The sequence below is a fragment of the Burkholderia sp. B21-005 genome, from assembly GCF_020843965.1.
GTDB lineage: Bacteria > Pseudomonadota > Gammaproteobacteria > Burkholderiales > Burkholderiaceae > Burkholderia > Burkholderia ambifaria.
Genome location: NZ_CP086301.1, coordinates 2,776,647 through 2,798,750 on the forward strand (window position 1 = coordinate 2,776,647; position 22,104 = coordinate 2,798,750).

Annotated in this window: 18 protein-coding genes; 10 read left to right on the top strand and 8 right to left on the bottom strand. The window is 66.5% G+C overall.

All coding sequences use genetic code 11. The features are described 5' to 3' along the window. Positions 1–7: 7 nt before the first annotated feature. The gene (gene clpA, locus LMA02_RS12960) at positions 8–2,308 is read right to left on the bottom strand and encodes an ATP-dependent Clp protease ATP-binding subunit ClpA (protein ID WP_006760023.1); all 2,301 of its coding nucleotides are present in this window, start codon (positions 2,306–2,308) and stop codon (positions 8–10) included. After that, positions 2,305–2,619 carry an ATP-dependent Clp protease adapter ClpS gene (gene clpS / locus LMA02_RS12965; protein ID WP_006398529.1) on the bottom strand — a complete coding sequence of 105 codons (315 nt, stop codon included), beginning with the start codon at positions 2,617–2,619 and terminating at the stop codon, positions 2,305–2,307. Before clpS ends, clpA begins: the two co-directional genes overlap by 4 nt. Positions 2,620–3,167: 548 nt before the next feature. Here clpS and LMA02_RS12970 point away from each other — a divergent pair. Then, positions 3,168–3,371: a cold-shock protein gene (locus LMA02_RS12970; protein WP_004196460.1), complete on the top strand. Its 204-nt coding sequence runs from the start codon at positions 3,168–3,170 to the stop codon at positions 3,369–3,371. A gap of 177 nt (positions 3,372–3,548) precedes the next feature. On the opposite strand, the gene LMA02_RS12975 is transcribed toward LMA02_RS12970, so the two are convergent. Next, positions 3,549–5,156 carry a multicopper oxidase family protein gene (locus LMA02_RS12975; protein ID WP_228905358.1) on the bottom strand — a complete coding sequence of 536 codons (1,608 nt, stop codon included), beginning with the start codon at positions 5,154–5,156 and terminating at the stop codon, positions 3,549–3,551. Between the two features lie 659 nt (positions 5,157–5,815). Here LMA02_RS12975 and LMA02_RS12980 point away from each other — a divergent pair. Next, positions 5,816–6,040 (top strand): hypothetical protein, encoded by a 225-nt coding sequence (locus LMA02_RS12980; protein WP_006754596.1) that lies wholly within the window; start codon positions 5,816–5,818, stop codon positions 6,038–6,040. A gap of 129 nt (positions 6,041–6,169) precedes the next feature. Here the strand turns inward: LMA02_RS12980 and LMA02_RS12985 are convergent, their stop codons facing one another. Together LMA02_RS12985 and icd are read right to left on the bottom strand one after the other, a co-directional pair. Continuing rightward, on the bottom strand, positions 6,170–8,398 hold the full coding sequence (locus tag LMA02_RS12985) for an NADP-dependent isocitrate dehydrogenase (protein ID WP_228905360.1): 2,229 nt from the start codon (positions 8,396–8,398) through the stop codon (positions 6,170–6,172). Positions 8,399–8,680: 282 nt separating this feature from the next. Continuing rightward, positions 8,681–9,937: an NADP-dependent isocitrate dehydrogenase gene (gene icd / locus LMA02_RS12990; RefSeq protein WP_228905362.1), complete on the bottom strand. Its 1,257-nt coding sequence runs from the start codon at positions 9,935–9,937 to the stop codon at positions 8,681–8,683. A gap of 275 nt (positions 9,938–10,212) precedes the next feature. On the opposite strand from icd, the gene LMA02_RS12995 reads away from it, so the two are divergent. The 6 genes from LMA02_RS12995 (at position 10,213) to LMA02_RS13020 (ending at position 17,159) form a co-directional block, all read left to right on the top strand. Beyond that, the gene (locus LMA02_RS12995) at positions 10,213–10,791 is read left to right on the top strand and encodes a pseudouridine synthase (protein WP_228905364.1); all 579 of its coding nucleotides are present in this window, start codon (positions 10,213–10,215) and stop codon (positions 10,789–10,791) included. 290 nt (positions 10,792–11,081) lie between these two features. Further along, positions 11,082–11,294: a hypothetical protein gene (locus LMA02_RS13000; protein WP_081472895.1), complete on the top strand. Its 213-nt coding sequence runs from the start codon at positions 11,082–11,084 to the stop codon at positions 11,292–11,294. A gap of 159 nt (positions 11,295–11,453) precedes the next feature. Continuing rightward, positions 11,454–11,954: a DUF192 domain-containing protein gene (locus tag LMA02_RS13005; RefSeq protein WP_105787574.1), complete on the top strand. Its 501-nt coding sequence runs from the start codon at positions 11,454–11,456 to the stop codon at positions 11,952–11,954. A 215-nt stretch (positions 11,955–12,169) separates the two neighbouring features. After that, the gene (fusA, locus tag LMA02_RS13010; protein ID WP_006754591.1) at positions 12,170–14,281 is read left to right on the top strand and encodes an elongation factor G; all 2,112 of its coding nucleotides are present in this window, start codon (positions 12,170–12,172) and stop codon (positions 14,279–14,281) included. Positions 14,282–14,453: 172 nt separating this feature from the next. Beyond that, entirely contained in the window at positions 14,454–15,464 is a 1,011-nt protein-coding gene (locus LMA02_RS13015) for a HoxN/HupN/NixA family nickel/cobalt transporter (protein WP_228905366.1), read from the top strand. A 288-nt stretch (positions 15,465–15,752) separates the two neighbouring features. Continuing rightward, positions 15,753–17,159: a hypothetical protein gene (locus LMA02_RS13020; protein WP_228905368.1), complete on the top strand. Its 1,407-nt coding sequence runs from the start codon at positions 15,753–15,755 to the stop codon at positions 17,157–17,159. A gap of 26 nt (positions 17,160–17,185) precedes the next feature. Here the strand turns inward: LMA02_RS13020 and LMA02_RS13025 are convergent, their stop codons facing one another. After that, positions 17,186–18,031, bottom strand: a complete 846-nt coding sequence (locus LMA02_RS13025; RefSeq protein WP_228905369.1) for an aldo/keto reductase — start codon at positions 18,029–18,031, stop codon at positions 17,186–17,188. A gap of 167 nt (positions 18,032–18,198) precedes the next feature. On the opposite strand from LMA02_RS13025, the gene LMA02_RS13030 reads away from it, so the two are divergent. Then, the gene (locus LMA02_RS13030; protein ID WP_166726619.1) at positions 18,199–18,945 is read left to right on the top strand and encodes a GntR family transcriptional regulator; all 747 of its coding nucleotides are present in this window, start codon (positions 18,199–18,201) and stop codon (positions 18,943–18,945) included. A gap of 21 nt (positions 18,946–18,966) precedes the next feature. Here the strand turns inward: LMA02_RS13030 and LMA02_RS13035 are convergent, their stop codons facing one another. After that, the gene (locus LMA02_RS13035; RefSeq protein ID WP_228905370.1) at positions 18,967–20,358 is read right to left on the bottom strand and encodes a CoA transferase; all 1,392 of its coding nucleotides are present in this window, start codon (positions 20,356–20,358) and stop codon (positions 18,967–18,969) included. Between the two features lie 139 nt (positions 20,359–20,497). Between LMA02_RS13035 and LMA02_RS13040 the strand changes: the two genes are divergently transcribed. Continuing rightward, entirely contained in the window at positions 20,498–21,730 is a 1,233-nt protein-coding gene (locus LMA02_RS13040; RefSeq protein ID WP_228905371.1) for a citrate/2-methylcitrate synthase, read from the top strand. Here LMA02_RS13040 and LMA02_RS13045 read toward each other — a convergent pair. Continuing rightward, entirely contained in the window at positions 21,703–22,026 is a 324-nt protein-coding gene (locus LMA02_RS13045) for a DUF2917 domain-containing protein (protein ID WP_006755900.1), read from the bottom strand. The genes LMA02_RS13040 and LMA02_RS13045 overlap by 28 nt on opposite strands. Between the last annotated feature and the right edge of the window lie 78 nt (positions 22,027–22,104).

The window sequence follows — 22,104 nt, forward strand, 5'->3', positions numbered from 1 at the left end:
TTATCGCTTACTCGACTTCGACCGTCTCTTCGTTCGGCTTGTGCGGCGGATTCGCCAGCTTGTCGAACGACAACTGAACCTTGTCGCTTTCGTCGACGTCGACCGTCACGTGCCCGCCGTTGACGAGCTTGCCGAACAGCAGTTCGTCGGCCAGCGCACGACGGATCGTGTCCTGGATCAGCCGCTGCATCGGCCGCGCGCCCATCAACGGGTCGAAGCCGTGCTTCGCGAGATGCTTGCGCAACGCGTCGGTGAACAGCGCGTCGACCTTCTTCTCGTGCAGCTGCTCCTCGAGCTGGATCAGGAACTTGTCGACCACGCGCATGATGATTTCCTCATCGAGCGAGCGGAAGCTGATGATCGAATCCAGGCGGTTGCGGAACTCCGGCGTGAACAGACGCTTGATGTCGGTCATCTCGTCGCCCGTCTCGCGGCGCGTCGTGAAGCCGATCGTCGCCTTCTGCATCGACTCGGCGCCCGCGTTCGTCGTCATGATGATGATGACGTTGCGGAAATCCGCCTTGCGGCCGTTGTTGTCCGTCAGCGTGCCGTGGTCCATCACCTGCAGCAGCACGTTGAAGATGTCCGGATGCGCCTTCTCGATTTCGTCGAGCAACAGCACGCAATGCGGCTTCTTCGTGACGGCTTCGGTCAGCAGGCCGCCCTGGTCGAACCCGACGTAGCCCGGCGGCGCGCCGATCAGGCGGCTCACCGCGTGACGCTCCATGTATTCCGACATGTCGAAGCGGATCAGCTCGATGCCGAGCGTGAACGCGAGCTGGCGCGCCACTTCGGTCTTGCCGACGCCCGTCGGGCCGGAGAACAGGAACGAACCGATCGGCTTGTCCATCTTGCCGAGGCCCGCGCGCGCCATCTTGATCGATGCGGCGAGCGCGTCGATCGCCGGATCCTGGCCGAACACGACGCTCTTCAGGTCGCGATCGAGCGTCTGCAGCTTGCTGCGATCGTCCTGCGACACGCTTTGCGCCGGCACGCGCGCGATCTTCGAGATGATTTCCTCGATCTCGCTCTTGCCGATCGTCTTCTTCTGCTTCGACTTCGGCAGGATGCGCTGCGCGGCGCCCGCTTCGTCGATCACGTCGATCGCCTTGTCCGGCAGGTGCCGGTCGGTGATGAAGCGCGCCGACAGTTCGGCCGCGGCCGACAGTGCGCCCGACGAGTACTTGACGCCGTGATGCTCCTCGAAGCGCGACTTCAGCCCGCGCAGGATCGCGACCGTCTGCTCGACGGTCGGCTCCGTCACGTCGACCTTCTGGAAGCGCCGCGACAGCGCCGCATCCTTCTCGAAGATGCCGCGATACTCGGTGAACGTGGTCGCGCCGATGCACTTGAGCGTGCCCGACGACAACGCCGGCTTCAGCAGGTTCGACGCGTCGAGCGTGCCGCCCGATGCGGCGCCCGCGCCGATCAGCGTGTGGATCTCGTCGATGAACAGGATCGCGTGCGGACGCTCTTTCAGCTCCTTCAGCACCGTCTTCAGACGTTGCTCGAAGTCGCCGCGATACTTGGTGCCCGCGAGGAGCGCGCCCATGTCGAGCGAATACACCTGTGCGTTCGCCAGGATGTCCGGCACTTCGCCGCGCGTGATGCGATAGGCGAGCCCTTCCGCGATCGCGGTCTTGCCCACGCCCGCTTCGCCCACGAGCAGCGGATTGTTCTTGCGGCGGCGGCACAGCACCTGCACGACGCGCTCGACCTCCGGCTCGCGGCCGATCAGCGGATCGATGCGGCCGTCCTTCGCCATCTGGTTCAGGTTCTGCGTGAACTGCGCGAGCGGCGTTTCCTTCTGCGCGTTCGCGTCTTCGCTTTCCGCGTTCGCGTCGGTCGACTTCGCGGCTTCGCCGCCGTTCGTCTTCGCGATGCCGTGCGAAATGAAGTTCACGACGTCCAGGCGCGTGACGCCCTGCTGCTGCAGGTAATAGACGGCGTGCGAATCCTTCTCGCCGAAGATCGCGACCAGCACGTTCGCGCCGGTGACTTCCTTCTTGCCGTTCGACGTCGACTGGACGTGCATGATCGCGCGCTGGATCACGCGCTGGAACCCAAGCGTCGGCTGGGTATCGACATCGTCGGTACCCGGGACGGTCGGTGTGTTGTCGTGGATGAAATTGCGCAGGTTCTGACGCAAGTCCTCAATGTTGGCCGCACACGCGCGCAACACCTCGGCTGCCGTCGGATTATCCAGCAGAGCCAGCAGCAGATGCTCGACCGTAATGAACTCATGGCGCGCCTGGCGTGCTTCCATGAACGCCATGTGCAGGCTGACTTCCAATTCCTGGGCAATCATGCTTCCTCCATCACGCACTGCAGCGGATGCCCGGCCTGCCGCGCATGGGTAACGACTTGCTCAACCTTGGTCGACGCGATGTCCCGCGTATAGACCCCACATACCCCTCGCCCTTCGCGATGGACCTTCAGCATGATCTGCGTGGCCGTCTCGCGATCCTTCTTGAAATACTCCTGTACGACCATCACGACGAACTCCATCGGCGTGAAGTCGTCGTTCAGCAGCACCACCTTGTACATCGAAGGCGGCTTGAGCTTCTGCTGCTTGCGTTCCAGGACGGTACTGTCCTGCTTGTCCGGGATAATCGCCATACACCCATTCTAAACAACTCGGACAGGCCCGCAATCCTGCCATTACCCGACCGACCGGCCGGCGCCCTCCCTGGTTCCCGACGACATGCGATCGTCTTCGCGCCATACGAAAGCCGGCTGCGGTGCCGGCTTTCACGCGTGGCGCGGAACACGAACCGTCAGGGGGAGACTGCACCGGACCGTCGCATCCGCATCCAGTATCCCACAAGCCGGGCCGACTCGATCGCGTGTCACTCGAGCCTGGTATATGAGCCGATTATGCGACTTTTCAAGTCCGCGCGCTCGGCGGCATGCTGCGAAGCAAAGCCGGAAAAACCCTGAAAATGGGTTCTTTACAACGGCCCTCTAACCGTCTAAAAATTCCACTTGACACTCAAATAAAGAGCGCCAACAATCAAGCTGGCACTTTTTTCAATTTGCCAGTTGGCGAAATGAAAGAGGCCGAAGGTGAGCTTGTGAGGGGGGAACGGCTGTATTTTCCGGTCGTTTAGCTTTTCGAGCGTGCTCGTGGTAAGTAGCAGCGACTGTGTGACAGGGGAAGTAGGAAAATGGCAACTGGTATCGTTAAGTGGTTCAACGACGCGAAGGGCTTCGGTTTCATCACCCCCGACGAGGGCGGTGAGGATCTGTTTGCGCACTTCTCGGCCATCAACATGCAGGGCTTCAAGACCCTGAAGGAAGGCCAGAAGGTGAGCTTCGAGGTCGTTCAAGGGCCGAAGGGCAAGCAAGCGTCGAACATCCAGGCCGCGTAAGGCACCGGATATTGGACGAAGAAACCCGGCATTGCGCCGGGTTTCTTTTTTTCAGGCCGGCCATTCGTTAATTCGATTGGCCGGCCTTTTCGTTCAATCCGGATTATTGAACACGTATTGTCTTGTTGCACATGCAGATCGAATGCCGTCATACATGTGAAACATAATCGATACGCGTTACACGACCTTCAGCGTGCCCATCATGCCGAGATCCTCGTGTTCGAGAATATGGCAGTGGAACATGCGCTCGCCGGGCATGTCTTGCGTAACGAGAATCGTCACGGTCTCGCCGCTGCGCACGTTCACGGTATCCCGCCACGCGCGGAACGGTTCACTCGTGCGCGTGCCGTCCGATGCACGCTCGATCACCTGGAATTGCGTGCCGTGCAAATGGAACGGATGATCCATGTCGGTCGCATTGCGGATCGTCCAGCGCTCGATGTCGCCGCGGCGGCTCGTCAACGTCGCGCGATGCGGTGCATAGGTCGCGCCGTTGATCGTGAAGCGCATCCCGGCCGGGCGGCCATGCATCGGGCCGTTCATCATTGCGTCCATGTCCATCTCTTCGCCGAACGCGACCTCCTTGTGCGCGACCGGCTCGCCGAGCGCCGGCACCGTGCGTAGCGTCGCCGGCAGCGCACGGGCGGCGGCCGGTGCGAACGCGACGTCGGCCAGCGGCAGCGCCGGATCGGGTGGCAGGCTACCGTGGCCGTCGTCGTGGGACATCGCCATCTTGCGGCGGTCGTATTCGGCCGCCTGCAGCACGGCGCGTGACGCGCGCTCGCCGGCGCGCACCAGCAGTTCCGCGCGCTCGCCCGGCGCGAGCAGCAGCGACGTCACGCGGCGCGGCGCATCGAAGAGCCCGCCGTCCGTGCCCGCATGCTCGAACGCGCGGCCGTCGTCGAACGCCACGCGCAGGTAGCGCGCGCTGCACGCGTTCCACACGCGCCAGCGCTCGTCACTCGCGACGTCGATCCGCGGCCGGCGCGCACCGTTGACCAGCACGAACTGACCTTCGCGGCCGTTCATCCAGTCCATCATGTCGTTCGGCGCAATCGTGCCGTCGCGCGCGAGCTTCAGGTCGGACACGAACAGGTTGCGCTCGGGCCAGCCGGCGAGCGGATCGTCGGCGGCGCGCACGACGAACGGGCCGGCCAGCCCGCGGAACACCTGCTCGGCGGTCATCATGTGCGGATGCGGGTGATACCAGTAGGTGCCGGCACTGCCCTTCGGCAGCGTGAAGCGGTACACGTGCGACGCACCCGGCGCGACGGGGTCGGACGGGTTGCCGTCCTGGTCGGGTGGCACCGGCAGGCCATGCCAGTGGATCGTCGACGGTTGCGGCAGTTTGTTCACGAAGCGGATTTCGACCGTATCGCCCTCGCGTACGTCGATCAGCGGGCCGACCACCGGCCCCTGCGTGCCCGTGCCGAACTGCCAGAACGTTGTCGGACGCGCTCCGTGCAGCAGCGGACGCGCGACCGGCTGCGCGACCAGCGTCGCGCGGAACGTGCCGGGCTCACGACTTTCGTTCGCGAGCGTGCGCAGCGACGCGAGCGGCGCGCCGGCTGGCAGCGCATCGGCCGCCGCGAGCGCGGCCGGCGCCGGCTTCGCGTGCTGCGTGTGGCCCGCCATCCCTGACATGCCCGACATGCCGGGCATGTCGTCCATCTGATCCATGCCGGCCATGCCCGCGTGTGCGGCATGCTGCGCCCAGGCGGTGCGCGCAAACAGCGATGCGGCCGCAACGCCGATGGCATGCGACAGGAAGGTTCTCCGTATCATCAATCATTCCTCGTTATTCGTGCTGCGTCGCGCGGCCGTCGCGACACCCGCGCCGGCCGGTGCGCAAGCGCCCACGCGCGACGCGAAACCTGATGCCCGCGTCATCATAACCGCGGGCCGTGGCCGAAGCAGCGCGGCACCGCGCAAGCGGCGATACGCCGCAGTGCACTGCCGGGCCCGACGGCCCGGGCGCCGTTCGCGCGGCGTTTTCAACCATCGCCCGACGCCGCGACGCCCTACCACATTCATACCGGCCGCCTGGTCGACGGCATTCGCTCCTGGCGTTCGCCCCGCCCGATCAGGGCAATTCGCACCCCCGTTCATCCCGCCAGCGGCACGCCACACACCTTCGATGCACGGATCCGTTGATTTTTCACGATGCGGAACAAGTCTCTGCGTTATAAAAATTCGTGGTGCACGGCACAAATTCGCTGTTTCGCGATGCCAAAAATCGTTCCGCAATACAAAACGCCCGAAATAACCCGATGTTTTTAAATGGGATTTTTTGTTTCGAGCAAGCGTTCTACGCGCACCATCGATCGCGACCATGGACGTAGACTGGGTTCCATGCACCGACGCTTCGCCACGACGTTCGATACGAAACGCCAACCGGCGGGCGGCACAACAGAATCGCTTGTAATCAGAAAGGGAGAACGGAAATGAAGGGATTTCGCTTTGGTTCAGCGCTCGGGTCGTTCTACATCCTGCCGGGTAACGGCGGCTGGGAAGCGACGTTCGGCAACGCTCTGCTCGGCGCGTTCTCGTGCCCGGAAGTGGCCGCCGACCACATCTCCCGCGGCGACTGCGAGCAACCGTCCGAACTGGATACGGCCACGCTCGAAGTGCCGCCCGAAATCAGCGAATGGGAAATCGTTCACGTCTGAATGGCACGCCTGCAACGAAAAACGCCCCGGGCGACCGGGGCGTTTTTATTGTCGGCGCAGCGGCGAGCCGTGAGGCCCGCCGCGTCGGCGGCTGCCGTTGCCGTGGCGCGCGCGTGGGCGCGGCCGACGTCAGGCGACTGCGTCGACGATGGCGTTCAGCGTTGCGCTCGGACGCATCGCCTGGCTCGTCAGCTCGACGTTCGGACGGTAGTAGCCGCCGATCGCCTGCGCGGTGCCCTGCGCGGCCGACAGCTCTTCCAGGATGCGCGCTTCGCTGCCGGACAGCGACTTCGCGACGCCTTCGAACTGCGCCTTCAGCGCGGCATCGTCGGTCTGCTCGGCCAGCGCCTGCGCCCAGTACAGGCACAGGTAGAAGTGGCTGCCGCGGTTGTCGAGGCCGCCGACCTTGCGTGCGGGCGACTTGTTCTCGTCCAGGAACTTGCCGGTCGCCTGGTCGAGCGTCTTCGCGAGCACGAGGGCCTTCGGGTTCTGGTAAGCGTGGCCGAGGTGTTCGAGCGACGCGGCCAGCGCGAGGAATTCACCCAGCGAATCCCAGCGCAGGAAGCCTTCCTCGACGAACTGCTGCACGTGCTTCGGTGCCGAGCCGCCCGCGCCCGTTTCGAACATCCCGCCGCCAGCCATCAGCGGCACGATCGACAGCATCTTCGCGCTGGTGCCGAGTTCCATGATCGGGAACAGGTCGGTCAGGTAGTCGCGCAGCACGTTGCCCGTGACCGAGATCGTGTCCTTGCCCGCACGGATGCGCTCGAGCGAGAAACGCGTCGCGTCCACCGGCGTCATGATGCGGATGTCGAGGCCGTTCGTGTCGTGATCCTTCAGGTAGCGTTCGACCTTCGCGATGATCTGCGCGTCGTGCGCACGTGCCGGGTCGAGCCAGAACACGGCCGGCGCGCCGGTCGCGCGGGCACGGTTCACCGCGAGCTTGACCCAGTCCTGCACCGGTGCGTCCTTCGTCTGGCACATGCGCCAGATGTCGCCCGACTCGACCGCGTGCTCGAGCAGCACGTTGCCGGCTTCGTCCGTGACGCGCACGACGCCATCGGCCGGGATCAGGAACGTCTTGTCGTGCGAGCCGTATTCCTCTGCCGCCTGCGCCATCAGGCCGACGTTCGGCACGCTGCCCATCGTGACCGGGTCGAATGCGCCGTGCTGCTTGCAGTCTTCGATCACGGCCTGGTAGACGCCCGCGTAGCAGCGGTCCGGAATCACGGCCTTCGCGTCGGACAGTTCGCCGTCCGGGCCCCACATGCCGCCCGAGTCGCGGATCATCGCCGGCATCGATGCGTCGACGATCACGTCGCTCGGCACGTGCAGGTTCGTGATGCCCTTGTCCGAGTTGACCATCGCGAGACGCGGGCGCACCGCGTACTCAGCCTTGACGTCGGCTTCGATCACTTCGCGCGTGTCGGCCGGCAGGTCCTTCAGGCGCGCGTACAGGTCGCCGATCCCGTTGTTCGGGTTGAAACCGAGTTGCGCGAGCACGTCGGCGTGCTTCGCGAGCGCGTCGCTGTAGAACACCGACACGAAGTGACCGAACAGGATCGGGTCCGAGACCTTCATCATGGTCGCCTTCAGGTGCACCGAGAACAGCACGTCCTGCGCCTTCGCGTCGGCGATCTGCGCTTCGATGAAGCTGCGCAGCGCCTTGCGGCTCATCACCGATGCGTCGATGATTTCATCGGCCTTCACCGCCGTCTTTTCCTTCAGCACCTTCTTCACGCCGTCGGTCGTCGTGAGTTCGATCTTCACGCTGCCGGCCGCGGCGATCAGCGCCGACTTTTCGCTGCCGTAGAAGTCGCCTTCGCTCATGTGCGCAACGTGCGCCTTCGACGTGGCCTTCCATGCGCCCATCTTGTGCGGGTGCTTGCGTGCGTAGTTCTTCACCGACAGCGGCGCGCGGCGATCCGAGTTGCCCTCGCGCAGCACCGGGTTCACCGCGCTGCCCTTGATCTTGTCGTAGCGGGCCTTGACCGCCTTCTCTTCGTCGGTCGACGGATCTTCCGGATACGCCGGCAGCGTGTAGCCCTGCGCCTGCAGTTCCGCGATCGCGGCCTTGAGCTGCGGCACCGATGCGCTGATGTTCGGCAGCTTGATGATGTTCGCTTCCGGCTTCAGCGTGAGCTGGCCCAGTTCGGCCAGATCGTCGGAACCCTTCTGCTCCGGCGGCAGGACGTCGGCGAATGCCGCGATGATACGGCCGGCGAGCGAGATGTCGCGCGTTTCGACGGCGACGCCGGACGAGCGCGTGAAGGCCTTGACGATCGGCAGCAGCGAATAGGTCGCGAGCGCGGGCGCTTCGTCGGTGAGGGTGTAGATGATCTTGGGCGAAGTGGACATGGTGGTCAAAGCATTGCTACGTGAATGTTGGACTGAGAAGCGCCGGCGGTAACCGGCGGGGAGCGACCGGGTGGGTCGCGAAAGGGGCGCGCCGGCTCAGCCGGGCGGTGGTGTTGCGAGGGCCGTCATGTTCTACCTTGCAGGGCATGCGGGCCGCATCGCGGCGCCGCGGCCCGCACGCCGGACCGCCCTGCCAACAAACCTGCCATCCACGAAACGCCCCGGCGCCGGCAGTAGGCGCCGGAGCGGCCGGCGATCCGCCGGCCCACCCCGGAAGGGGTCTTACATGTTCTCGATCAGCACTTCGCCGAAGCCGGAGCACGACACCTGCGTCGCGCCTTCCATCAGGCGCGCGAAGTCGTACGTGACGCGCTTCTGCAGGATCGACTTTTCCATCGAGGCGATGATCGTGTCGGCCGCTTCCGTCCAGCCGAGGTGGCGCAGCATCATTTCCGCCGACAGGATCTCGGAACCGGGGTTCACGTAATCCTTGCCCGCATACTTCGGCGCCGTGCCGTGCGTCGCCTCGAACATCGCGACCGAATCCGACAGGTTCGCGCCCGGCGCGATCCCGATGCCGCCGACCTGCGCGGCCAGTGCGTCGGAGATGTAGTCGCCGTTCAGGTTCAGCGTCGCGATCACGTCGTATTCGGCCGGACGCAGCAGGATCTGCTGCAGGAACGCGTCGGCGATCGAATCCTTGATGACGATCTCGTTGCCCGTCTTCGGGTTCTTCACGCGCATCCACGGGCCGCCGTCGATCAGCTCGCCGCCGAATTCCTTCTGCGCGAGCGCGTAGCCGGCGTCACGGAACAGGCCTTCCGTGAACTTCATGATGTTGCCCTTGTGCACCAGCGTGACCGACTTGCGATCGTTGTCGATCGCGTACTGGATCGCCTTGCGCACGAGACGCTCGGTGCCTTCGGTCGACACGGGCTTGACGCCGATCCCCGAGGTTTCCGGGAAGCGGATCTTCTTCACGCCCATCTCGTCCTGCAGGAACTTGATCACCTTCTTCGCCTGCTCGGAGCCCGCGGCCCATTCGATGCCCGCGTAGATGTCTTCCGAGTTCTCGCGGAAGATCACCATGTCGATCTTTTGCGGCTCGCGAACCGGCGAGGGCACGCCCTTGAAATACTGGACCGGGCGCAGGCACACGTACAGATCGAGCTCCTGGCGCAGCGCGACGTTCAGCGAACGGATGCCGCCGCCGACCGGGGTCGTGAGCGGCCCCTTGATCGACACCACGTATTCCTTCAGCACCTGCAGCGTTTCGTCCGGCAGCCACACGTCCGGACCGTACACCTTCGTCGCCTTCTCGCCCGCGAAGATCTCCATCCAGTGGATCTTGCGCTTGCCCTTGTAGGCATGGGCGACCGCCGCGTCGACGACCTTGATCATGACCGGCGTGATATCGAAGCCCGTACCGTCGCCTTCGATATAGGGAATGATCGGCTGATCGGATACGTTGAGCGAGTAGTCCTTGTTGACGGTGATCTTGTCACCGCCCTCCGGAACCTTGATGTGCTGATACGGCATGATCGACTCCAGTGACGTGGCTGAGCAGGTATTGCTGGTCGAAACTGCGCGCGTGGCGAGGTGGCCTTGCCACCTTCGTGACGGCAACAGCGAGCCGCTATTCTAGCGCCCCAATCGGGGCCGGCGGCACGAAGCGCGACGCTGCGTATCAAGTCTTCCCTTATGTCTTATATAAGACAGATGACTTGCCGTTCCGTATTATGCATTAAGATTCCGCCATTTGCCATAGACCGCCGGTCCCGCCTTCCTGCGGCACGCCGCGCGGGCGCCCCGCCATGACCCTGATCGCCCTCAACAAGCCGTTCGGCACGATTTGCCAGTTTTCCGCGCACGAGACGCGGCCGTCGCTCGGCGACTGGGTAAAAACGCCCGGCGTCTACCCGGCCGGCCGGCTCGACGCGGACAGCGAGGGCCTGCTGCTGCTCACCGACGACGGCGCGCTGCAGGCGCGCATCGCGGAGCCGCGCCACAAGCTCGTCAAGCGCTACTGGGCGCAGGTCGACGGCGCGCCGGGCCCGGCCGACCTGAAGACGCTCGCGCGCGGCGTCGATCTCGGCGACTACGTGACGCGCCCCTGCCGCGCCGAATTCATCGAGCCGCCCGCCGCGCTGTGGCCGCGCAACCCGCCGATCCGCTACCGCGCCGCGATCCCGACCACGTGGATCGAACTGACGATCACCGAAGGCAAGAATCGGCAGGTGCGCCGGATGACGGCCGCGATCGGCTTCCCGACGTTGCGTCTCGTGCGCGTCGGCATTGGCGCGTTGGACATATTCGCGCTCGGCATTGCACCGGGCGAAACAATCGCGCTGCCGCCACGCGCCCCGTGGGACGGTTTTGCACGCGGCGCATGACCGCGTCGGCAACTTTCGATTTTTTTCGTCATCTTTTTCGTCAACCGCCGGCGAAGATCGCGCGTTAAACCACGCAGATGCCATCCTGAGCTATCCGGCATTGGCAGCCGAACCGGTATTTCCGTGTTTGCGTCACGAAAGCGACGTTTTCTTCGAATACGATTCGGCGCCCGCAGCGCAATGAGAAATTTCTCGAAGCGTCTGTCAACCGAAAGGTGGATGGCACCGTTAGACGACATGACTCCTATGCCGGGTCATTTGGTTAATTAACTAAAGCTGAGGAACACAACATGAACAAACTGATCGCCGCTCTGGTCGCTGGTCTCTTCGCAACGGCTGCTTTCGCACAAGCTTCGGCTCCGGAAGCTGCTTCGGCTGCTGCTCCGGCAGCTGCTTCGGCACCGGCAAAGAAGGCCCACGCCAAGAAGCATCACGCTAAGAAGCACCACGCAGCGAAGAAGGCTGCTAGCGAAGCCGAAGCCCCGGCAGCTGCTTCGAACTAAGCAAGCTGGTTGTAATAACGCAGTCAAGAACACGCAGTCTTGCCGTTCTTACGGCGTTGAAAGGCAGATCACCGCGAGGCGATCTGCCTTTTTCTTTTTGTGCCCGCCGGCGCGCTTCGCGTACCATGCGGGTCTCGTTTTCCCGATAGGAGCCTTGCTGTGCGATTCTCCCTGCGCTCGTCGCTCGGCCGCCTTGCGCGCGCCGCCGTGTTTCCCGCCGCGCTCGCCGTCCTCGCACTCGGCGTGCACACCGCCCACGCGCAGATGCCGCCCGGCGCCAAGCAGCCGAGCGAGTTCCCGCACGTGAAGCTGCGCGCCGGCATGTACGTGATCGACGCGGCCGTCGCCGCGAACGACGCCGACCGCGAACAGGGGCTGATGTACCGGTCGCAGCTCGCTCCGAACGAAGGCATGCTGTTCGTGTTCAACGAGAACGCCGTGCACTGCTTCTGGATGAAGAACACACTGATCCCGCTGTCGATCGCGTTCATCCGCGCGGACGGCACGATCACCGACATCGACGAGATGCGGGCCGAGACGACCGACAATCACTGCCCGCGCAACAACGGCGTCTATGCGCTCGAAATGAGCAAGGGCTGGTTCGCCGCGAAGGGCATCAAGCCGGGCATGAAGCTCGACGGGCTGCCCAAGCCCCAGTAACGGCGAATGCCGCGGCACCGCCGCGCATCGACCGAAGCCGGCCGCCCGTTGCGCGCCGGCTTTTTTTTCGCGTGCCGGCGGCGCCCGCCTTGATTCGGCAAACGCTGGCCGCATCTGCAAAAGCCACGGACAAGCGCTATCCTTTAAATCTCGCTTGTTCCAATCCGGACCGGCCCAGCCGGCCCGCTTACGATCCGAACCACCAGGAGGTTCACGTGCCCCGCAAAACCCCCATCGAGCGCTATCGCAACATCGGGATCAGCGCTCACATCGATGCCGGCAAGACCACCACGACCGAGCGCATCCTGTTTTACACCGGCGTGAGCCACAAGATCGGCGAAGTGCACGACGGCGCGGCCACGATGGACTGGATGGAGCAGGAGCAGGAACGCGGCATCACGATCACGTCGGCCGCGACCACGGCCTTCTGGAAGGGCATGGCCGGCAACTATCCGGAACATCGGATCAACATCATCGATACCCCCGGGCACGTCGACTTCACGATCGAGGTCGAACGCTCGATGCGCGTGCTCGACGGCGCGTGCATGGTCTACGACTCGGTCGGCGGCGTGCAGCCGCAGTCCGAAACCGTGTGGCGCCAGGCGAACAAGTACAAGGTGCCGCGCATCGCGTTCGTCAACAAGATGGACCGCGTCGGCGCGGACTTCTTCCGCGTGCAGCGCCAGATCGGCGAGCGCCTGAAGGGCGTCGCGGTGCCGATCCAGATTCCGATCGGCGCGGAAGATCATTTCCAGGGCGTCGTCGATCTCGTCAAGATGAAGGCGATCGTGTGGGACGACGAAAGCCAGGGCGTGAAGTTCTCCTACGAGGAGATCCCGGCGAATCTCGTCGAGCTCGCGCACGAATGGCGCGGGAAGATGGTCGAGGCCGCCGCGGAAGCCAGCGAGGAATTGCTCGAGAAGTACCTGCACGACCATGAGTCGCTGACCGAGGACGAGATCAAGGCCGCGCTGCGCCAGCGCACGATCGCGAACGAGATCGTGCCGATGCTGTGCGGCAGCGCGTTCAAGAACAAGGGTGTGCAGGCGATGCTCGACGCGGTGATCGACTACCTGCCGTCGCCGGTCGACGTGCCGGCCATCCTCGGCCATGACTACGCCGATCCGGAAAAACCGGCGGAACGCCACCCGAGCGACGACGAGCCGTTCTCGTCGCTCGCGTTCAAGATCATGACCGACCCGTTCGTCGGCCAGCTGATCTTCTTCCGCGTGTATTCGGGTGTCGTGGAATCGGGCGACACGGTGCTGAACGCGACGAAGGACAAGAAGGAGCGGCTCGGCCGGATCCTGCAGATGCACGCGAACGAGCGCAAGGAAATCAAGGAAGTGCGCGCCGGCGACATCGCGGCGGCGGTCGGCCTGAAGGAAGCGACGACGGGCGACACGCTGTGCGATCCGACCAAGCCGATCATCCTCGAGAAGATGGAATTCCCGGAGCCGGTGATCTCGCAGGCCGTCGAGCCGAAGACGAAGGCCGACCAGGAGAAGATGGGCCTGGCGCTGAACCGTCTCGCGCAGGAGGATCCGTCGTTCCGCGTGCAGACCGACGAGGAAAGCGGCCAGACCATCATTTCGGGGATGGGCGAGCTGCACCTCGAAATCCTGGTCGACCGGATGAAGCGCGAGTTCGGCGTCGAGGCGACGGTCGGCAAGCCGCAGGTCGCGTATCGCGAAACGGTGCGCACGACGGCGTCCGACGTCGAAGGCAAGTTCGTCAAGCAGTCGGGCGGGCGCGGCCAGTACGGGCATGCGGTGATCACGCTCGAGCCGAACCCCGGCAAGGGCTACGAGTTCCTCGACGAGATCAAGGGCGGCGTGATTCCGCGCGAATTCATCCCGGCCGTCGACAAGGGCATCACCGAAACGCTGAAGAGCGGCGTGCTCGCCGGGTATCCGGTCGTCGACGTGAAGGTGCACCTGACGTTCGGCTCGTACCACGACGTCGACTCGAACGAAAACGCGTTCCGGATGGCCGGCTCGATGGCGTTCAAGGAAGCGATGCGCCGCGCGAAGCCCGTGCTGCTCGAGCCGATGATGGCCGTCGAGGTCGAGACGCCCGAGGATTTCATGGGCAACGTGATGGGCGACCTGTCGAGCCGGCGCGGCATCGTGCAGGGAATGGAGGACATCGCGGGTGGCGGCGGCAAGCTGGTACGCGCCGAAGTGCCGCTTGCCGAGATGTTCGGCTATTCGACGTCGCTGCGCTCGGCAACGCAAGGCCGTGCGACGTACACGATGGAGTTCAAGCAGTACGCGGAAACGCCGGCGAACGTGTCGGAAGGCGTGATCAACGCGAAAGTGAAGTAAGCGCCGGGCGCGTATGCCCGGTGGCAAGTCGCAGGCCCGTCCGGTTCCGGACGGGCCTTTTTTCATCCGTCGCACGCGCCGATGCGGGCGGCCGCCGACGTTTGCGATCGGCACGCCAGGCATTTTTTCACATGTCACAATGGATCGCGATTCGTCCGACGGAACCTTCGCCATGCCGCCCACCCCTGCCCTGCGCCGCCTGCTGACGCTGTATGCGGGCCTGATCGCCGCCAACATCGCCGTCTGGCTGTGGGCGCTCACGGTGCTGCGCGACCATCCGCTGCTGCTCGGCACCGCGGCGATCGCGTACGGGCTCGGGCTGCGTCACGCGGTCGACGCCGATCACATCGCCGCGATCGACGTCGCGACGCGCAAGCTGATGCAGGACGGCCAGCGTCCGGTGACTGTCGGCCTGTGCTTCTCGCTCGGCCACTCGACGATCGTGATTGCCGCGACACTCGGCATCGCGCTGACCGCGTTCGCGCTGCGCGACCGCTTCGACGCATTCCGCGAGATCGGCGGCACGATCGGCACGGCGGTGTCCGCGACTTTCCTGCTCGTGCTCGCATGCATGAACCTCGTGATCCTGCGCGGCGTGTGGCGGCGCTATCGCGGCGCGCCGGACCATGCTCACGGCGGCGCGCACACGCATCGGGCGGGCGGCCTCGTGTCGCGGCTGCTGCGGCCGTTGTTCCGGTTCGTGTCGAAAAGCTGGCACATGTATCCGGTCGGCGTGCTGTTCGGCCTCGGTTTCGATACTGCAACAGAAATCGCGCTGCTCGCGATCGCGGCCGCGCAGGCAAGCCACGCGCTGCCGCTCTATACGGTGATGCTGTTTCCCGCGCTGTTCGCGGCGGGCATGACGCTGATCGACTCGACCGACAATGTGCTGATGATTCACGCGTACGGTTGGGCGATGGACGACCCGCAGCGCAAGCTGCTCTATAACGCGAGCATCACGCTGCTGTCCGCGGTCGTCGCGCTGGCCGTCGGCGGGATCGAGGCCGCCGGCCTGCTCGCCGACAAACTGTCGCTGACGGGCCCCGTACGCGATGCACTCGATACGCTCGGCGAGCACTTCGGCGCGATCGGCTATGGCATCGTCGCGCTGTTTCTCGTCGGCTGGATCGCGTCGATCCTGTGCCATCGCTGGCCGCGCGCTGCCGATACGACGGCGCGCTGATCTGGTCAGACGTTTCATTCCAGAAACAAAATGCTCACAACAGCGTTTCACGCGCTGTCTGCTATATGTGCACGCCTTGCGCCACGGGCATAGCCGGCCGGTGGCACGAATCTCGCAGTTAGGGATTCGCACGGCGGGCCCGCGTGCCGATCCGAGTTCGCGGCTGGCCTCCGGCGCCAGTGCGACACGCATCGGCCGCCGAAACGACATTGCATCGTTGCTGGTCCCCTGCATCACACGTTGACGGTCGCGCGTGACGAGGCATCGCGCCCATCGGGGAGATCAATGATGAGCATAACGAAACAATTGTCCCGCACGGCGGACCGGTGCTTTCACACGACCCTGCTGGCCGCGGCCGCGTTTGCATGCTGCTGCTCGTACGCCAGTGCGCAGGACGCGACGGCCGCCGCCTCGCCCGACGCGATTGCCGGCGCGGACCCCGTCATGACGCTGGTCGAGAACGCGGCACCCTGCGCTGCCAATCCGGCTGCATGCGCGGTACACGTCTATGCCGGCCGTGGCGCGGCAGGCAGCGGTGCCGGCAATACCACTGGCGGTGGCAGCCCGGGTAACGGCGGCAATGGCGGAAGCGGCGCTGTCGGTCCCGCGGGTGTCGGCGGAGCCACGGGAGCGACATCCGGCGGTATGAATGGCACGGGCCGTGGCGGCAATGCATCCGGCAACGGAGGTAACGGTAATGGGACTTCGGGTGGTGGCACTTCGGGTAACGGCACTTCGGGTGGCGGTACTTCTGGTGGTACTTCTGGCGGTGGTACTTCTGGTGGTGGTACTTCTGGTGGCGGCACTTCGGGTGGCGGTACCTCGGGTGGCGGCACTTCGGGCGGCGGTACCTCGGGCGGCGGTACCTCGGGCGGCGGTACCTCGGGTGGCGGTACCTCGGGTGGCGGTACCTCGGGTGGCGGTACCTCGGGTGGCGGTACCTCGGGTGGCGGTACCTCGGGCGGCGGTACCTCGGGCGGCGGTACCTCGGGCGGCGGCACTTCGGGTGGTCATGGTGGTCACGGCGGTGGTGGTCATGGCAACGGTGGCGGCAATGGCAATGGCAACGGCAGTGGTGGTGCCGGCAATGGTGGGGGGAATGGCGTAGGTAACGGCGGCGGCAACGGTGGCGGTCACGGCAGCGGCAACGGCGGCGGCAATGGCGGCGGCAACGGCGGTCATGGCAACGGCGGCGGCGGCGGCGGCAGCGGCGGCAGCGGCGGTGGCGGCGGTGGCGGCGGTGGCGGTGGCGGTGGCGGCGGCAGCGGCGGCAGCGGCGGTGGCGGCGGCAGCGGCGGCAGCGGTGGCAGCGGCGGCAGCGGTGGCAGCGGTGGCAGCGGCGGCAGCGGCGGCAGCGGTGGCAGCGGTGGCAGCGGTGGCAGCGGTGGCAGCGGCGGCAGCGGCGGCAGCGGCGGCAGCGGCGGCAGCGGCGGCAGCGGCGGTCATGGCAACGGGAATGGCAATGGCAGCGGCGGTGCCGGCAATGGCGGCGGTAGCGCCGGTGGCAACGGTGGCCAAGGTAATGGCGGCAATGGCAGCGGCAGCGGCGCCGGCGGTCATGGAACCGGTGGGCACGGCAACAGCGGCGGCAACGGTAATGGCAACGGCAATGGTGGCGCCGGCAGCGGCGGTGCCAACGGTGTCGGCAACGGCAATGGCAGCAGCGGCGGATCGGCCGGTGGCCATGGTCACTGACCGACGCATCGCCTGAGCAGGTGCCGTCAGAGCATTTCGAGCGCGCGCTTGCTGCGCGGCGGACGGAAATAACCGTCGATCTGCGCGCGCTCGTCATCGCTCAACACGAGATCGAGCGCCGCACGATTGTCGCGCACGTGCTCGATCCGCGACGCCTTCGGAATCGCGAACACACCCGGTTGCGCGAGCACCCAGGCAAGCGCGACGCGCGTCACCGACACGCCGCGCTGCCGCGCGATGTCGTCGAGCGGCGAGCGCTTCGGCAGCCGCCCGTGATCGACCGGGCTGTAGGCCATCGCCGGCATCCGGTGGTCGGCGAGCCACGGCAGCAGGTCGAATTCCGGACCGCGCCGCGCGATGTTGTAGAGGATCTGGTTGGTCGCGCACGCGCCGCCGCCCACCTCGTCGACGAGTTCGGCCATGTCGGCCGTATCGAAGTTGCTGACGCCCCAGTGCCGGATCTTGCCCGCGCGCCGCAACGCCTCGAACCCCTCGACCGTCTCCTCGAGCGGCACCGAGCCGCGCCAGTGCAGCAGGTACAGGTCGAGATGATCGGTACGCAAACGCTGGAGGCTCGCCTCGCATGCGGCGACGACGCCGCGTCGGCTCGCATGATGCGGGTACACCTTGCTGACGAGGAACACGTCGTCGCGCAGGCCGGCCAGTGCCTCGCCGACGAGTTCCTCGGTCGCGCCATCACCGTACATCTCGGCGGTGTCGACCAGCGTCATCCCGAGCGCGATACCCTCGCGCAATGCGGCAATCTCGTCGGCGCGGCGCGCGGGCCGCTCGCCCATTTCCCAGGTGCCCAGGCCGAGCTTCGGAATCGTCTCGCCGTCCGGCAGGGCGACCGTTGCGATCGTGTCTGTCATGCGTTCCTCGCTGCGGATTCGTGGCCGCGCATCGCGGCCGAAGCATCAAATACGACGCATCAGTGTAGTCAATCGGTGCGGCGCTCACCTATTACACGGCAAAAACCGGCTATAACGGCGCCGCATGATGACTTAGAATGGCCGGCAACCTGATCGATACCCATTCCATGAAGTCACCCACGGACGACCGCTGGCAGGACCTGCGCCCCGACCCCGACCACGACACGCCGCTCTATCTGCAGCTCGCCCGCAAGCTCGGCGACGCGATCCACGACAATCGCTGGGCGGCCGGCGAGGCGCTACCGTCCGAGCGCGTGCTGTCCGAAGCGCTCGGCGTGTCGCGCATCACCGCGCGCAAGGCGATCGCGCTGCTCGTCGAGCAGGGCCTGATCCGCCGCACGCAGGGCGCCGGCAATTTCATCCAGCCGCGTTACGAGGATCCGCTGTCGCGGCTGTCGAGCTTCAGCGAGATGCTCGAGCGCCGCGGCTTCAAGCCGAGCTCGCAATGGCTCGAGCGCGAAATCCAGCCGGCGAACCGCGACGAAGTGATTCAGCTCGGCCTGTCCCCCGCCGCATCGGTCACGCGGCTGAAGCGCCTGCGCCTCGCCGACGGCATCGTGATGGCCGTCGAGAACTCGACGTTCCCCGCCACGCTGATTCCCGATCCGCAAGCGATCGGCGGTTCGCTGTACAGCTATCTCGAAGCGCGCGGCACGCCGATCGTGCGCGCGCTGCAGCATTTCCGCGCCGTCAATGCGACCGATGAGATCGCGCAACAGATGGGCATCGCGCCGCACGACGCGCTGCTGCTGATCACGCGGATCGGCTATACGGCCGACCAGCGCGCGATCGAGCTCACCGATACCTACTGCCGCAACGACTACTACGACTTCGTCGTCGAGCTGCGCAAGTAACGGGCACGGCGCCGCCGGCGCTCACAGCCAGCGCGCGTCGTCGGTGCCGAGCGGGACGGGGGGCCGAGCGAAGCGCGGCGGCGTCGCCGACAGGTGTTCGGCCGGACGCACCGCATCGATCGTGCCGAACGGCGACGCGCTCCGGTCGATCCGGTCGCTCACGTCGTCAGGCGTGAACTCCGGTGCGTGCAGACCGTCCGGCACCACGCCGAACGATTGCAGCCAGCGCCCCGTCTGCGCGAGCGACAACCGCACGTGCCAGCTTCCCCCTTCCGTCGCCCGGCGCGCGAGCGCGATCATCGCGCCGAACGCCGCCAGATAACCTGTCGCATGATCGAGCGCCTGGCACGGCAGATGGCGCGGGCCGTCCGCGTGCGCGGCGTACTGCTCGCTCCATGCGATGCCGCTCGCCGACTGCACGAGGCTGTCGAAGCCGCGCCGCATCGACCATGGCCCCGCGTGCCCGTACGCGGATACCGACACGCAGACGATGCCGGGCCGCAGTTCCGCGAGCGCCTGCGGCGAAAACCCGCGCGCCGCGAGCGCGCCCGGGCGATAGGCCTGCAGGAATACGTCGGCGTGGCGTGCGAGATCGCGCAACGCGGCGACGCCCTCCGCCTCGCGCAGGTCGATCCACGTCGAGCGCTTGCCGCGCCCGTTGTCGATCACGAGCGACGCGATGTTCGGCAGATGCGGGCCGTTGACGAGCAGCGTTTGCGCGCCGTGCGACGCGAGCGTGCGGCCCGCGACCGGCCCCGCGATGATGCGCGTGAGATCGAGCACGCGCACGCCCGCGAGCGGCTGGTCGGGCTCGCCGCGACCGATCGCCTCGACGGGTGCATCGCCGATCCGCTCGATCTCGAACAGCGGCAGCGACGCGAGCGCGCGCGCCTGGTCGTGCGAAGCCCATTCGTCAGGGGTTCTGATCAATGCCGCGCACAGGCCGGCCTCGGCCAGCGCGGTATCGAGCGCCGTGCCGTCCCATGTGCGGATCGCCGCGGCAACGTCGTCGCGCCGCGGGCCGCAGCCGAGCACGTCGAGAATCCCGTGCAGGTGATGCGGAAAGTTCGCATGCAGCTGGATCCAGCGTCCGTCGCGCGTGTCGTAGAAGCCCGTCACCGGATGACGCGGCTCCGGCGGCGGGCCATCGTCCACGCGCAGGTAGCGTTCGCTGCGGAACGCGACGAGCGCGTCGCGCATCGACACGTCGACGCGCTGCGCGACACCCGTGCGCAGCCGGTGACATTCGGCCGCGGCGAGGCCGGCTGCCGCGATCGTCGCCGCGGCCAGCGTGCCGACGTGGAACGTCGACGGCAGCGTCGGGTCCTGCCCTGTCACGGCCGCGCGGGCCAGCGCGTCAGGCGCGCCGTGCGCGAGTTGCCACAAACGGGTCAATGCGAGTTCGGGGGTCATGGTGAAAGCGCGCCGTTGAGGAGACTGAATCGAGTCTAGAATTCGCGACGGGTGCGATCAATCTTGATTGCGCGAATCAATGCATAACGATTAGTTGTAGCCGGGCTGCGTTTCATGCGCCCCGACAGGAGCGATCCGCATGACGTCCCTCAGCGCGCCGGAAGCCGCCGGCATTCTCGGTGTCAGCGTGAGCACCCTTTATGCGTATGTGAGCCGCGGCCTGCTGCGCTCGCTGCCCGACGGCGCGAGCAAGCGCCGCCGCTACGACGCGGACGAGGTGCGCCTGCTCGCGCGCCGTCGCGCCGATGCAAAACGCGCGGGCGGCGTCGCCGAACGCTCGCTCGACTGGGGCGTGCCCGTGCTCGAATCGCGGATCACGCAGATCGCCGACGGCCGCCTGCACTACCGCGGCGCCGATGCGATCGCGCTCGCGAACGACGCGACGCTCGAGGAAGCGGCCGCACGGTTGTGGGATTGTCCGCCCGCGCGGCTCGCCGCCGCATCGCTGGCGTCGACCGGTTTCGACGCCGCGCAGTGGGACGACTGGGCTCGCCGCTGGGCGCATCTGGCGCCGCTCGAGCGCACGCTGGTGCTGCTCCCCGCCGCGGCCGCGTCGCGGCCGCGCCTGTGGGCGCAGGGGCGCGACGCGCAGTTCGACGCGGCCACGCTGCTGCTGCGCGTGACGGCGGCCGCGCTGGCCGGCAGCACGCCGCATGACGCGCCCGTGCATCGGCAGCTCGCCGCCGCGTGGCGCATCCGGCGGCGCGACGAAGCCGACCTGCTGCGCCGCGCGCTCGTGCTGTGCGCCGATCACGAGCTGAATCCGTCGACCTTTGCGGTGCGCTGCATCGCATCGACCGGCACCCACCTGTTCGGCGCGATCGCGGGCGGGCTCGCCGCGCTGTCGGGCCCGCGCCACGGCGGCGAGACGTTCCGTGCGGGCGCCCTGCTCGATGAAGCGGTGCGTGCCGCCGACCTCGATCGCTATCTCGCGCTGCGCGTCGCGCACGACGAATGCGCGGACGGCGCACGCACGGTGCTGTCCGGCTTCGCGCACCCGCTCTATCCCGACGGCGATCCGCGTGCCCGTGCGTTGCTCGACGCACTGCACACGACGCTGCCCGACCGGGCCCCGCTCCAGGTGGCTCGCGCGCTCGCCGCGCGCGTGGAAGCGGCGACCGGCCTGCGCCCGTCGATCGATTTCGCGCTCGCGGTGCTGGAGCGCACGTTGGCGCTGCCCGACGGCGCCGCGTTCACGCTGTTCGCGGCCGGCCGCACCGCGGGCTGGATCGCGCATGCGCTCGAACAGTATGCGGACGGCAAGCTGATCCGGCCCCGCGCACGCTACGTCGGCAGCGATGCGACGGCCTGAGCGCGGCCGGCGCGCCATGCGGCAAACCGTCGCCACGCGATCGGCGTGGCGTGCACGGCCGGCGCCGCCTGCGGGCCGAACGCGAACACCGCACCGCCCGCCGCCGCGCTGATCCATACGCGCATACCGGGCAGCAGCGCCAGCGACTCGCCGGCGCGCAGCCAGTGATCGTCGGGTCGGCCCTCGACCGTCACCCACAGGTCGCCGTCCGCGACCTGCAGCGCGGTGCGATCGACGATCCGCCACCGCGCGGCCGGCTCGTTGCCGTCCATCTCGTAGAGTCGCAGTTCGCGCATGGCGGCCTCCGGGTCGCGTGGGTTCGATGACACCAGTATTCCGGACAGCGGCAACACACGGACAGATACGCCTGCAGA

Bases quoted from the DNA above. Each gene is read 5' to 3' on its own strand.
- LMA02_RS13025 (WP_228905369.1), bottom strand. From the start codon at position 18,031: ATGACAGACACGATCGCAACGGTCGCCCTGCCGGACGGCGAGACGATT.
- LMA02_RS12970 (WP_004196460.1), top strand. From the start codon at position 3,168: ATGGCAACTGGTATCGTTAAGTGGTTCAACGACGCGAAGGGCTTCGGT.
- LMA02_RS12975 (WP_228905358.1), bottom strand. From the start codon at position 5,156: ATGATACGGAGAACCTTCCTGTCGCATGCCATCGGCGTTGCGGCCGCA.
- LMA02_RS13030 (WP_166726619.1), top strand. From the start codon at position 18,199: ATGAAGTCACCCACGGACGACCGCTGGCAGGACCTGCGCCCCGACCCC.
- clpA (WP_006760023.1), bottom strand. From the start codon at position 2,308: ATGATTGCCCAGGAATTGGAAGTCAGCCTGCACATGGCGTTCATGGAA.
- LMA02_RS13040 (WP_228905371.1), top strand. From the start codon at position 20,498: ATGACGTCCCTCAGCGCGCCGGAAGCCGCCGGCATTCTCGGTGTCAGC.
- clpS (WP_006398529.1), bottom strand. From the start codon at position 2,619: ATGGCGATTATCCCGGACAAGCAGGACAGTACCGTCCTGGAACGCAAG.
- LMA02_RS13015 (WP_228905366.1), top strand. From the start codon at position 14,454: ATGCCGCCCACCCCTGCCCTGCGCCGCCTGCTGACGCTGTATGCGGGC.
- LMA02_RS13045 (WP_006755900.1), bottom strand. From the start codon at position 22,026: ATGCGCGAACTGCGACTCTACGAGATGGACGGCAACGAGCCGGCCGCG.
- LMA02_RS12980 (WP_006754596.1), top strand. From the start codon at position 5,816: ATGAAGGGATTTCGCTTTGGTTCAGCGCTCGGGTCGTTCTACATCCTG.
- LMA02_RS13035 (WP_228905370.1), bottom strand. From the start codon at position 20,358: ATGACCCCCGAACTCGCATTGACCCGTTTGTGGCAACTCGCGCACGGC.
- LMA02_RS13020 (WP_228905368.1), top strand. From the start codon at position 15,753: ATGAGCATAACGAAACAATTGTCCCGCACGGCGGACCGGTGCTTTCAC.
- LMA02_RS12995 (WP_228905364.1), top strand. From the start codon at position 10,213: ATGACCCTGATCGCCCTCAACAAGCCGTTCGGCACGATTTGCCAGTTT.
- LMA02_RS12985 (WP_228905360.1), bottom strand. From the start codon at position 8,398: ATGTCCACTTCGCCCAAGATCATCTACACCCTCACCGACGAAGCGCCC.
- LMA02_RS13000 (WP_081472895.1), top strand. From the start codon at position 11,082: ATGAACAAACTGATCGCCGCTCTGGTCGCTGGTCTCTTCGCAACGGCT.
- icd (WP_228905362.1), bottom strand. From the start codon at position 9,937: ATGCCGTATCAGCACATCAAGGTTCCGGAGGGCGGTGACAAGATCACC.